Origin of the sequence: Nocardia sp. NBC_00881, from assembly GCF_045207455.1 — a bacterium.
Classification (GTDB): Bacteria; Actinomycetota; Actinomycetes; order Mycobacteriales; family Mycobacteriaceae; genus Nocardia.
Window position 1 is genome coordinate 4,476,597 of sequence record NZ_CP108798.1, and the last position, 13,665, is coordinate 4,490,261.

Consider the following 13,665-nt stretch of genomic DNA (forward strand, 5'->3'; position numbering starts at 1 on the left):
CCCGCTCGACGGCTGCGGTTGCCCGGAGGTCGTGGGCCTAGGCTAGCGGCGGAGCGTTCATTACCGATGATAGGGATCGCGCAGTGGGTCGACTGTCGGCCGGACCTGTTCGGTGCGCTGCCGCAACATCTCCGACGCGACGTAATACCGTCCACGGGTTTCGCCGCGCTGCTCCACCAATCCGGCTCGCAACAGCTCGCGCAGGTCACGCGCCGCCTGGTCTAGGCTCAGCCGTTCGTCGCGCTGGTAGCCGGTGCGGCGCACTCGCCCACCTTTCGCGGCTTCGAACAGCACAGTCACCGTCCGTTCGGGCAAACCCATTGCCGACGCGAGTTCGTCCACCACGAGCCACAGACGGGCGGCATCATCGAGTCTGCGCTGCACCAGCTGCGTCTGCAGGTGATGCGCTCGCAGACAGAACCGCACCCACGACAGTGTGTCGCCGTGCGGACGGAACTCACCGTGCTGCACCGTTTTCAGTGCATCGTAATAGTCATAGGTGTTACGCCCCGCGCCGAGCCACTCCTCGATGGAGGAGAACTCCGGCGCGAGTACTCCACTGCGGGCCAGTACCAACGTGTGGACACACCGTGACATCCGCCCGTTGCCGTCTCGCCAGGGGTGGATACTGACGAGATTCAGATGCGCCATCGCGGCACGTATGTAGAAGTGGGCGTCGAGGTCTCCGTTGTCGAGCCAGTCGCACAGCTCCCGCATGAGGTCCGGCACCGCATCGGCATCGGGACCCCGATACACGGCCGTACCTGTCGTGGAGTCGGTGACATAAATCCCGCCGGGACGGTACCGGCCCGGGCCGATCAGCATCCGGTGCCGTAGCAACATGAAGTGCAGCGCGCTGAAAAGCATGTGCTGCCACTGAAACTGCTCGTTCGAACCGAGCTGCTGCACATAGGTCAGCGCATCGCGATAACCGATGATTTCGGCCCAGGTGTCCGGATCGGCATCCATCGGCTCCGCCCCCTGCAGCGCCGCCTCGGCGTCATCCTGGGTGACCTGATATCCCTCGATGGAATTGGACCCGCGAATCGCGGCCGCAATAAGACTGCGCCGCAGCAGACCGGTCCACCGCCGCGGCTCGGCGACCTGATGCCGCAGGTCCTGCCGGATGGCGTCCAGCTGCACGAGGACGTCTTGGTCGACGTCCTCCAGCTCCGGCACCTCATACAGCATGATCACCATCATACACAGATGCGTATATTATCTACGCACCGATGGATGTCGCGATCGACACTCCGGATTTGACGGCTCCCCAGCCTCGTTGCACCCGGTTCCATGTGTTCTGACCGGGGCTACTTGTATACCGGGCCAGTTCCGCGGGCGCGCGCTATGCCGGGCGGTTGAACTCGCCATCGATGCACGCTGGCGGTGAATGCATCCCACTCGCCCAGCAAGAAGATCAGCGCAGGACCAGCCGGTAGCTCGAGAGCTTACCTTTCCGCAGCCTGCTCGACATCGGTGAGCCGAGTCACTGCCCGCCGACCTCCGGGCTCATCGAACCCGAACGCATCTCTTCGGATCCCACCGGTTCCGCGCGACCCTGTACGCTTCCGCTCCGGAAGCCTGCCACTGTGTGAAGCCGGGCATAATCGGCAGGTGTCCACAGCTCTCCTGCCTTCTGGTTGTTGAATTCAACCACTTTTCGATAGTTTTCCTGTTCGGCCTCAACAGTCTCGAATTCCGGATCTGGAAACCTTATCCCTTCTATCCAATAATGTTGATTCCGGTCGGTGAGCGTGAGCTTCATGCTTTCGTCCAAGTCGGTGTCGAACACGTGGTAGAAGTTGACCAGACCGGATATCTCAGTTTCATAAATCGTGTCTCCTGGTACCTCGATTGGGTAGCCGGCGACATCACCGTTCATCAGTTTATCCAGCCAGTACTGTCTGTCTTCGACCAAGTCTCCGGTGGACGAAACCGATATGACCATTTCCCCCCGGGGATGGGTGAGAGAACCAAGGGTCTCGAAGAGGCGTGATCGTGCCAGGACTCCGGGGGTATGGCTCACGGAGCCGTACCACGAGGAGGTGACGGTTACTTTTTTTCCATCGTTGGCGTCAATTATCAGCCGTTGGACCGATTCTAGTGGATCGCTTTCGTGCCCGTGAATAAAACGAAATCTAGTGTTCACACCGTTGATGATCCGACTCAGGTCCCCCATGACGTAGCCGTAGGTTTGCGCCTTTCTCAACGAAAATGATCCTTGGAACCCGTGAAGATCCCTTAACATGGACGCCGAATTGGCCAATCCGACCCCCGAAACATCGTATGCGAGGACTAGCAGATCCTTTCGATCACCGGGTAAGGTTGGATGGCTCAATGCGAAATCCTTGGTGACTCTCCCTGTCCCATAGCCGAAGTCGAACAACGAGATGACATCGGCATGCGGATTTGATTTCATCGCGCGCTCCACCGCTCCGCGGACGGCCGACATCTCACTAGTCAAAACATGCACCGCAGAGCGATTGTCGTAATCACCCTGCTGGTACCTGAGGTCATAAATCTGTTGTTGTGAAAACTCGTGGTGCTGAAAGCGATTCGTCTCCACCAATCTTCGAGCGTGGTCGTCGAGGCCTTCAATTCGCCGAGTTCCCTGACCGATTTCATCACTCAGCCGCGGGAAATCGGCGGCACTGGTACTGCCGAAACCAGCTGCTATGGGCCAGCGGGCGGCGTCGAATTCAGCGCCCAGGTGGAGGTCGTACTGCATCTCGATGTCTCGTAGGGTGCCTACCACCCTGTGGGCTTGTGACTTGCCGGTGGGCCGGAATCCTGTCCGCAGATATAGGTTTATGGCGTGCTCGTTGTTCTCGCGTACCCAGAGATTGACGGCGCGATAGCCACGGTCACGGGCGAACTTCAAGGCCGTATGTATCATTCGATCTCCAGTGCCCGTGCCACGAGCCACTGGATCGACCCGCACCGCTACCAACTGCAGTACCTGCTCCAGCACCTGCGGATCTTCTTTATAGACCAGCCGAACTCGCCCGATGGGCTGGCCTTCGTGGAACGCGACGAAAGTCTCCAGGTCATCGAAGTCGTTTCGGAAGTCCTGCTCGGTCCGGCTTGCCACCCACTCCGGGGTGGAGCTGAAGTCGAGCGGATCCTGCCCGACGGACTTCTTCATCCAATCCCTGTTCACCTCCCATTGGCTACGGTCCAGTAGACGCACTTCATCAGCCGCCAGCCGATTGCGGCCACTTCGCGCATCACGGGAGGGACCGGCGGTCAGCTGTCGTGCTCGGCTGAGGGATTCCAGCACACCCTGGTCTGCGACGGCGAGATCGGCCAACACCAGGTGATGGTCTGTATTAGTGGGTACGACAAGGCTGTCTACCGTGATGAATTCGCGTGTGAAGTACACCTGGTCAGGTGAACCGTCCCACCCGGGCACAGTCTTCGTATCAGGTTCCAACACTGGCCTCAGGCCCATGTCGTCGAAGTGCTCTTTGTACACCACATCAGGGCGGGGGGTATTGATATCACCGCCGATCGCGGCAGGCCCTTCGATCATCAGTTTCAGCGTCTGCGCGACCTCCGCGGCGTGCCGCATGCCTCCGCCCGCCTCGTAACTGTGTCCGAGGACACCGAGCGGTATCGGAAACGCATTGACGACGGTGATACCGGAAATCTTGGCGCCCTGCATATACCGGGGAAGCGGTTTTACCGGCTTGCCACTCAATGTGAGGATAAGGTCGGGATCCGGAATCCTTCGCGCCCATGTTTGCTCGAACGGCAACATGCTCATGATCGCCATAGACAAGTCATTGTCACCCGACATATGTGACCTGGATATTACGGTCTCGTGTATGTACGGGTAGCCGAGTGCCTTGGCCAGATCTCGTAGGTCCGATTTGGCCAGACCTGGCTGCCCCTCGTAGAAAACGCGACCTACCTGCCCTTCCTGAAAAAGGAGGACATCGGGCATCGGGTGCACACTTTTGAGCACTTCGGCGAAGTACTCGATGTCCCGCGGGTTGTAATCCCACATGCCGTGCGACCGGATCGTCTGAAGTCCGGCGACATTCCAGGTCCCGATACGTAGAGGCCGCCGGAGGTCGGTGGCACTGCTTGTACCGAAACCACGGGCTGCGGCCAGCTCGGGCAGGTCACCGCTTGGCGGGCTCGACTCGACTCGAGCGGCCGATGCGCCAGCACTGCTTTCGCCGCCAGTTCTACCGTCGCCGACCACCGGAACCGATTCCGGCTCCGGAACACCACCGGTATCCGGCCGCACAGACGACAGCTGCCTCGCCGCGTCCGGACCGGTGGTCACCGCATCCGCCACCTCCCGATGCGGTGGCGGCGCGGGATATTGCTCGGCGGGGGCAACGGCACGCGGCAGGGTTGTGTGGACACGACCACTGTCACTTTGTGCTGTCTCGCTCGACGGCTGCGGTGCCCGGACGTCGTGGGCCGAGTCGGACGTTATCGAGGGCGGAACCTCCCATCGAGGCCCGCCGTGCCTACGCCATGGCATCATGGCCCAGTGGCCAGCAGTTTCGCGCGCGCCCTTGGCATCCTCAACAATTGGCTTCTGGGTCTCGGCTAGCCATTGAGAGATGCGATCGATGTATTGTTCGCGGAACCGGGGTTCCCCCAGCGCAGTACGCAGCAACTGCCTCGCGATGAGGAGTTGCCGTTTCACCACGCGGTTCCCGCGGTCCATCACGGTCGCATTGCCCGGAGGACGCGTGTCGGTTAAGAGGTCCTCCAGATTCGAGTCGTGCGCGAGCCGCTCGATATCCCGTTCGATCAGCTTCGCCGCGGCACTCAGCAGCTTCCCCATTGCCCCGACCTCGAGCCGGAGCATTCCGGTTTTCGCGGGATCGGGCTCGTACACCCCGTTACGCGCGGCAGCGAGGACTGCCACGGCGGCGAATCGGCCAGTGACGTCCTCGATCTGCTTCGCATCCGGTGTAGCGCTCACGAACGGCAGACCCACCACTGTTCGCGCAAACTCGACGTACTCGAAGTTGAGTGGCGTTCGTTGGTCGCTATCCGGAAACAACGCTGTCAATTGCAGCTCGGGCGACACATGCTCGGCGATATAGCGATCCACCATCTCAAGCTTGGCGATCGCCTTGACATCGGATTCATGCCAGTGGAGGAACGCGTCCGCGACCTTCCGTGCGCGTACCTCGGGCTCGGTTTTTTCGAGCCCTGGAGTGATCGATGCGATGAAGGAGTCGAACAGTTCCGGCGTATTTCTTTCGGCCGCAATCAGCTTGAACCGCTCCAACACAATTATCGAGTTCGACTCCAGCGCATTCAGCTCTGCCGCAAGGAGATTGAGCGCGGGCGGCACAAATGTCGAGTTCGACTCCAGCGCATTCAGCTCGGACTCAATGCGATTGAGCAGCTCCCGCAGAATCGCTAATTTTTCCTCCCGCACCTTGTGCAGCTCCCTGAACACTGAAACGGGTGACACGTCCCCACGCATGACCGGAAGCCCCGTTTCATCGAAGGCTTCGAGGATGCGTCGACCCAGCTCCAACGTATCGGCGAGGAGCTTTTTCACTTCGGACTCGAACTCGGCCAGACTGGTCGGGCTTTTCTTCAGGGCTATTTTTTCGTCGATCTTTTCGGATTTGACCGACCCGAAGTGCTCGTAGATGTTTTGGGCATGTATGTACAGCTGGTTTGAGATGGGAGAGGCAACGCCGGAGAGCAGCAGACCGAACGCCAAAGGCTCCAGGCCTGGAACCAGGTAACCTACGGCGGAAAAAGGCGACGATAGTATCGAAGTGGCCGCCCCGCTCTTCAAACCCGGGAGGGGGCTGGCGAGCTTTCGTTTCGCGGCGGGTAGTGGGTCCGGTAGATTCGGCTCAACATCAAGCAGTTCACCGAGTCGAGATCGAGCTTCCAGGGTTGCATCGTCTGCTCTCTTAGTGAGGTAGGCATTATTGCCCCGCGCCCGACCGATTCGTTCCCGGGCCTTTTCCCGCTCGTTATGAGCCCGGAGCAGGGCCTCGAAAACCCGGTCGGACACTGGTCGCAGCCCCAACGCGGCCAGATTGCCTTGGCCGGCCAATGCTGCGGCCCCTCCGGCCACCGCCGTCGCGATCGCCGCTGGTGATACTTGGGTCACGAGGAGTCGCGACGTACTGGGCGCACGCAGTGGTGCTGCCTTGGTGCGTAGCGCGGCAGGGTCCAGCCCGAGGCGATCGTTCAGGTCTCCCACCATGCGGGATGCGGTCTGATAGACGCGGAGGAGTTCCGCGACGTCCGCCAACTCCTCATCAGCAAACGCCACGGTCTCCGCATCGAGGAGCTCGAGCAGACCCCGGTGCAGCAGCAAGGATCTTTTCTGTAACTTAACGAATTCATCGACCGCCTCGCCACGCCTGGCTACTGCCAGAGCCTGAGAAGCCAAATCCACGGGGGCGTTGAACTCGGGCTGGGTGAGGGCAGCGCTTATCCCGTTCCCAACACCTCCCACAAGTCGCCTTATGGCGATCTCGGTGAGCAGCGCCGGATTGGTCGGGGCGCCGACGCCGCTGAGGACGATGTCGGCTCCCACTCGGACCCCCACATCCACTACCGCCCCACTGATATGGGCGAAGAGATACTCGCCGGAGCGGTCGCGATAAACCAGATATGGAGGAGCGGTGTCCGCCGACTCCTGCGCAAGCTTCCGGTCGACAAAAAAACGGTTGACGGCCTTGCCCCAGGAGCCGGTGACCGCGCCGCCGTAATAGCGCACCTGTTGACCTTCATCATCGGTGAGCACGGCAGCCGGAAGGTTCGACGCGCTGGCGACGAAGGCCAGCGAAGTCTGTACGGCGAGCCCGGGACCGCGGGAGTCCAGTATGAGCGGTTTCCGCCTCTTCAGCCTGCTCCCGTGCCACCGCATCACATGCTCGAGGACCGGTTCCATCTCATACAGCGCGTCGCGACGTTCGCGCCACGCGTGGGACGGGCCGGTGGCGATCTGAAGCCGGTCGAGGACCTCACGACGGAGTTCGAACAGATGCCGCCGCTGCCAACCCGGCAGAGTCTTCATCGCCAGTAGCTGCTCGGCCTGAAGCAACTCCATTGCGTCCAAGCGAGCCGCCTTGGTGGCTACCAGCTTGCCCTCCGTGTCTCGGATATACCGCGGGTCCGACGGCGATATCTCCGGGTATCCGCGATCCCGGCTCACGACCCGACCCAGTGCAACTCCCAGCGCCCTCGTGACGGCGACCTCGACCGTGTGCGGCGCAGCGGCTCGGGGCGCCCAGATCGGCACAGACTCGGTAAGCCGACCATCCATAGAGGTCACCGCGAGACGAGGGCTGACCGGATTGACACGGACGGCGAACCGGGCGGAGGAGCCGTCATCGAACCCCACAATAAGGGAGTCGCCGGAGATCCGGCCATCGACGGAGACTTCCGTGACAACGGAGATTTCCGTGACCCCCAAGCCCAAGGGGCGAAATGTCCCGGCTACGGTGGGTGCGACACGTCGGATCTTCTGCTGGGCGACGTCAGCATTGGGTGACGCTTCCGGCAAGCGCGCCAGCTTCCGCAGTGCCGGGTCTCGTCGGGACGAGACCTCGACAACCTCGGCGGTCCAGTCGCCGTCGGGGGTCGGCCTACTGAGTTGGATGACAGCCTCGGTTACCGACGGTCGCCGGCCGCCTACCACTGTCCTGTCGGGAGCCCGCTCGAATTCACGGAAGGCAAACGCCCGCACACGACTCCGGTCACCGTCGGGCGTCACCTCGACCACGTCGTCATACCGGTGAAGTATTCGTCCCACAAGCCTGTGAGCGAGACGCAACTTGTCGGCATCGGCGACGACGGCCCGCACGAGATCGTCGGTGTCGGAGACTCGAGCCGTTGTGTGGAGCCGAACATGATGCTCAGCTGCTGAGCCGATGTCCGGCACCACAGCCGACGACACGGGCGGCGACGACGGTGTCTTTGACGCAGGACGGAGGTCCTCCGTGTGACGCTCATCCTCCGTGGCCGCGCCGGTCGGACGATCCGAGCTCTCGCTGTTGCTTTCGGTGGTAGGGCGGGATGTTGCGATCTGCAGATCAGGAAACGATTCGACGCACTCGGCGACGCTCACACTGCCGTCCGAGTACGCATCGAGATAAGCACCCACTGTTGCTGTGGACGGTATAACGCTTCCCAACTCGTGGCCGCGCATCATGGCACTGGTCATCCCGGCGACCGCGGCCGCCTGCTCGAGCGTGGCACCGGATTCCTGCCGGAGGTACTCGAGATACTCTCCGATATTCCGGTATCCCTCGGGATACCGTGGTACACGAGGAGTCAACGCAAGAAGATACGCCTCTACCATTTCCTGGGAAGGCTCTAGTACTCCGGTCTCGATCCTATTGATCGTCGCCGGCGCCATATTCGTCTTTTCGGCAATATGCTGCAGGCTGAGTTCGGCATCGAAGCGGAAGGTCGCAAGACAGGCTCCGAGGGGAACGCCTTCGTCGACTCTAACCAACGAACTCGACGCCGATATACGCGCCTTCCATGCGTGTCGCGAAGGCAGCAGAGACGCCAACGCCCGCAGATGCGCGTCCCACTCCTCCCGCGAAGACAGGAGTTGAGGCATTGCTTCGCGCCTACCAATCGTCGCGGGCTGTACACCCAGCCGCACCGCGACCTGCTCCTGCTGGAGGCCCGCACGTTCCCTGATCGCCTGCAAACTCGAGCCGACCATGTGTGGAGACGTCTCGAGATCTGGGAAGAAGCGGTCACTGAGGGACGAATAGAGCTCACGGGCACCGGGAATGCGTCGCAGCAAAGTGCGCACCTGACCGATGGTCAGATCCGACTCTCCGCTTTCTACCGCACGCCACGTTCCGCCCTGCGCGCCGATGAGTTCGTCCATCTGCTCGGGATCCACGACGAGAAAGCGACGAACATTGTGCGCCCAGTTCTCGATGAGGTTGTAGGCATGCGGATGCGGTACCGGCGTGTCGAGTTCTTCAGCGATGTCGGCAGGGTCGACTCCCAACTCTGCCAGCCATTGCCGCACAGTCTCCTCACCCCGATGATTCATTTCCATGAGCTCGCGCAACCAGGCTGCCCGCGCAGCAGGGTCCGCCTCTGGGCCGAACACTTGACCCCGTATCCGGAGGAAGACCGGGTCGTCCTCACCCTCACGCCGCGCCACAGTCCCGGTTTGGTGCGCCGCCAGGCCGGATCGGCTACCGGTATCACGGGAATCGGCGAGCTCTGTCCACTGGTCGAGCGTGGTGAGAATAGGTGTCCCGGGAGGGCCGGGGGGCGGGCTGGAAGGGAAACGCGTCAAATTATCCTGACGGGAAAGCCACGCATACACGCCGGGCTTGATATCCATCCCACCTAAATGGCCGACTTCTTCGCCTGGAACCATATAGAGTCGCCCTTGTCCAGGCGAAAACTGCCCGGCGATCCTCTCAGCATACGCTGGCGGCGTAAACCCGTCCCCGCTGGCAGTCCAGACGATAACTTCACAGTTTATGTCACTGAATTCAAACCCCCAGTCCCTATTCTTTCTATTCATATCCCCGTCCCAGCCCGCAGTACCCTCCCTCAGACCTTCAGCGTAATTTCGACAGAGGTCCTCCGAATATTTTTCGACAATCTCCCTGTCTATCTCGCCGAGTTGATCACGAGGAATACCGATAATCGTCATCGGATCGGTAGGATTTTTGTAGAAGTCTTCGCGTCGATTCGCTCTCACCTCGTCGAGCCGCTTACCCTTGTCGGCTTGCTGAGTAGTGCCCACGTCGTACTTGTCCCCCATCAGGACAGCAGGCGCGTTGGGGACGAGAAGCGCGACCCGCGTAACCCGATCAGGCAATCCAGCAGCCGCTGCCGCCGCATAGGCGGACCCGCCTGATCGGCCGACGACGGCGAACCTATCGATGCCGAGATGGTCGGCGATCGCTCGGATGTGCGTTGCGCCTGAGGCAACATCGAGACCCTCCTGCGGGTCCGAGCCGCCATAACCCGGTCTGTCATACGTGATCAGACGCACCTTCAGTCGATCGAGCAGCTCCGCTGGGGCAGTGTCTACGCGACTGCCGGGCGATCCGTGAAGTTGGAATATCGGCGCCCCGTCTTCCGGACCTTCGACGCGACACTGCAACCTGCACCCGTTCGGGAGGGTGACAACGAAATCTCCAGGATGCTCAACAGCGACGCCCGTCTCGGGTCCGGACCGCACGCGGTCCGCATCGTCGGGCTCCGTCGGCCGATCCTTGCCGGACGCGCCAACAGAGAAGTCGCGGTCGCTGGTCCGCACGACGCCGTCGGCGTCGGCGACTTCCACCCGCTCACCGTTGGAGTCGAGAAACGTGCCGAACATCGGATGACCGGCCGACCCCCGGGGGGGCACAAAATTGGGTTGAAGCACGCCCTTGCCCGGGTCGCGCTGCTCGATCCGCACGGTTCCTGCCGCGCCCACCCGACGGACCAGCCAGTACGTGTGGCCGAGATCCCCGCCCTGTCCCGTGTACGTCGGATCGAACACAAGCAGGCCCACGTTCCGGCCGCTGCCCGGATTTTCCGCGTCGCGCCGTGCGCCCCATTCCCGCAGCTGGGCGACGGCCTCGCCGATATCCGTGAAAACTTGTTTGGGGCCGCCCATCTTTTTCTCGATGCGGCTGACCAGCACTCCCTTGGGTCCGGTGGTGAACCCGTCGAGATCGTCCCTGCCTGTCACAGCGCCGATGTCCCGCATCGTCAACAAACCGCACAGGTTGTGCTCATGCGGCCACGGCACATCCGGGCGCTGGTAGGTCCCGTCACCCACGGCGGCGGGCGCCGGGCCGCGCACTTTCGCGAACAGCCGCCGCAGCCAATCTCGGCTCTCGCCGGCAGCCGACACCCCCGGCCGATCGACCCGGTGCGCCTCCTCCCAAGCCGCCATGGTTTTCGCGAACTCTTCCGCGTCGAGTCGATGCGACAACGCGTGCACCACCCGCGCCGGATCAGTCAACGGCAGCGACACGTCCACCGCCCCGGCCTTGCTCCCCTCCGCCAGCACCTTCTTGTTTTCCCACCCCTCTGCCGGGTCGCCGTCGACGAAGGCATCGAGTGGAAGTCGCCGCGACCAAGTGTCGAATCCGGTGTCCGACGGCATCAACCCGCGGCTGCGATAAACATTGAAGGCCTTTTTCAACGCCTCTCGCATGCTGTCGCCGACTATGATACGGCGGTATTGATCCACTACATGGACGAATTTGTGGCGCAGGACCGAGGAGATCGAATCCCCTGGCGATCGACTCCACACGCCGTCCGCGTGCGAATCCTGCAATATATCCGCCGACCATTCATGGCTGACAACCGTTCTTCGATCGATCGCGATGACCGCGTAGTAGCTCTCGTTCTTCGCGCCATAACGTAACCCGCAGAAATACGCCACTGCCGTGAATTGTTCCCCGTACCGTTCTTTCATTGAATTCTCATCGACGAAGCGCACTTCTCGAAGGTTGTGCCTGCCACCGTATTCCGCGATCAGGTCCCGCAATGTGCGATCGGCGGAAGCCAGCGCGTCCACGTGGACATCCTCTTCGTCCCATCCGAGCAACCGGACATGATGATCGTCGTACAGTTTCTCGACTATCCGTTTCTTGGCCTCGAAATCCCGTGTCAGATGGTCCGGTGGCTCCACCTCCTGGCCGCCGTCGACGGGACGCCACATCGATTCGTCCACGACGCGCGGCTCTTCGAAATGCGCCCAGACTCCCCGTGCGGCTCCACCCCCGACCGCGCGGCAGCCTGCAGCGACCGGTAGACCTCCGCACCCACCGCGTTGGCACTGTGCTGCGGCACAAGTTCCACAGTTTTGGCGAATGATTCATAGAGCAGCGGCCCCAATGGGCGGAGTTGATTGCATTCGACGGACACATGCAGCGATCGGACATCGGCATCCTCCGACAATCGCAGCGTCAATTGCACCCGTGGCGATGACACCAAGTCGCGGACGGTGACATATTCCGGACTCCGTCCCGGGCGAGCACTCTCGAATGTTCTGTAGCGCGCCTCCGAATTCATGTACTGTCCCAACTCCTCCGGTGCGGGGAAGTCTGTTACGAATCGCAGCGCGTCGAGTCCGGCGTTACGCACCACCTCCATCGCCGCGGCGATCCGATCCTGGTCACGCCAGCCCCACTCCCGCAGCTTGTCCCCCAACGCCAACGCGGCCGCCTCCACCGCCCGCCCTTCACCCCAATTGAACGCCACGGTCGCTGCCGGCCGGTCTGCCGACAAGCTCTGAATTCGTCGCACGGCGCCGGATTCACTCGGATCCACGGTGGCAACGCGGCTTTCCACCACGGCGTCATGTGCGGCGATTTCCTTCTCCAAAAAAAGGAAAAAATACCTGCGGGAGAATTCGCTCAGCGCCGAGAACAGCTCTTGATAGGCGCGATCCGGAATCCGTCCCTTCAGCATTTCCAACTCGGTCTCTGCCCGGGCCGCCGACTGCAGCGCCACCAAGTCGGCGCCCGCCGCCTCGGCAGCCTCCCGCAGTACTCGCAGCGCTTCCCCCCGGTACAACACCGCGCGGGCATGCCTCTCCAACAACCCATGCCGCCACGGCGTCGCATCCTTCGACACCGCACCGAATTCCTCGAGCCGACCGACCATAGCGGCAACCTCGCGGTAACGAATTTTTGCCGCCCGCAGGTCCGTGTCACCTCGGTCTCCGTTGATTACCCCTTGTTCTTGCAAACCTCGAAGTGAAGCTCCCCGCTTCCGTTCGTATCCCTCCGACTTCAAGGTCTCCAGATCGGCGTCCCTGTTCCCAGCAATCCTCGCCAACTCCGCCGCCACCTCGGCCCGTTCGGCGATCAGATCCTCATAGGTCTTCCGGTAGACATCGCTGACTGCACCGCGATCTTCGAGTACCTGCAGTGCCGCCTCGTGATTCGTGTCGCGGGCGAAGGAGTTCACCGCCGACTCACTCGAATGTGTGCTCTTCGCAGTGGAATTCGGATCCATCCGACCACGTGGCACGTCTGGGTCACGTTCGGGGGAGGCATCGGTCCGCTCACCGTCATCCACCGCACCAGCATCCGGCCGCTGTACCGCACCGACACCCACCGCGGGAACCGGCGTAGCGGCACCGGCGGGGGTTGAGCTTTCGACCCGGCTCTCGGACACAATCCCATCTGACCGGACAACAGAATTGGGTCGAGGCTCATCAGGTGATCGATAGTCGGCAACCCCATCATCGGGCTCCATCGGTCGATCATCGATCGACGACCCCTGCCGTAATCCCTCGTCCGTCCCGGATGACGCAGGCAAAGCCTCCGGACCACCACGTTTCTGCCCAGCAGGCGGCAGTTCACCTACGGTGATCCGCGCCAACTGTTGTGGGTCGCCGTCGATCTTGTCTGCCCCTAGTTTCCTCGGATCGACACCGGTGGGCTTGGGCGATACCGATCGAGGCACGCCTTGCTTGGATGCGACCGACAGGTGCAGGCCGGCCAAACCGCCCCGATCGGTTGCCGGGCCTGCCGTCGTTCCCATGAACGTCACCGCTGTCACGCCCGGTAGGCCGCCGTGTTCGGCCGCGTAGCCCACTGCATGCCCTGCCCAGCCATACGGGACCAGATGAATCGTCCCTTCCCGCAGAACCTGCCAGCCGACCAACTCGCCCAACAGGCCTCGCCCGAACAATCTGGCGGCCTCGGCGCCGCGCAG

3 protein-coding genes are annotated in these 13,665 nt (G+C 62.0%); all 3 read right to left on the reverse strand.

Going from position 1 to position 13,665, the window contains the following annotated elements:
* Nucleotides 1-60: 60 nt before the first annotated feature.
* The gene (locus OH799_RS18770) at nt 61-1,191 is read right to left on the reverse strand and encodes a Fic family protein (RefSeq protein WP_406265617.1); all 1,131 of its coding nucleotides are present in this window, start codon (nt 1,189-1,191) and stop codon (nt 61-63) included.
* A 295-nt stretch (nt 1,192-1,486) separates the two neighbouring features.
* Nucleotides 1,487-11,671, reverse strand: coding sequence for a GNAT family N-acetyltransferase (locus OH799_RS18775; RefSeq protein WP_406265620.1), 10,185 nt, complete (start codon nt 11,669-11,671; stop codon nt 1,487-1,489).
* Nucleotides 11,608-13,623: a hypothetical protein gene (locus OH799_RS18780; protein WP_406265623.1), complete on the reverse strand. Its 2,016-nt coding sequence runs from the start codon at nt 13,621-13,623 to the stop codon at nt 11,608-11,610. Before OH799_RS18780 ends, OH799_RS18775 begins: the two co-directional genes overlap by 64 nt.
* Nucleotides 13,624-13,665 lie beyond the last annotated feature (42 nt).

What these genes read in the sequence shown, in the direction of transcription:
- OH799_RS18770 (WP_406265617.1), bottom strand. Translation starts at nt 1,191, where the DNA reads ATGCTGTATGAGGTGCCGGAGCTGGAGGACGTCGACCAAGACGTCCTC.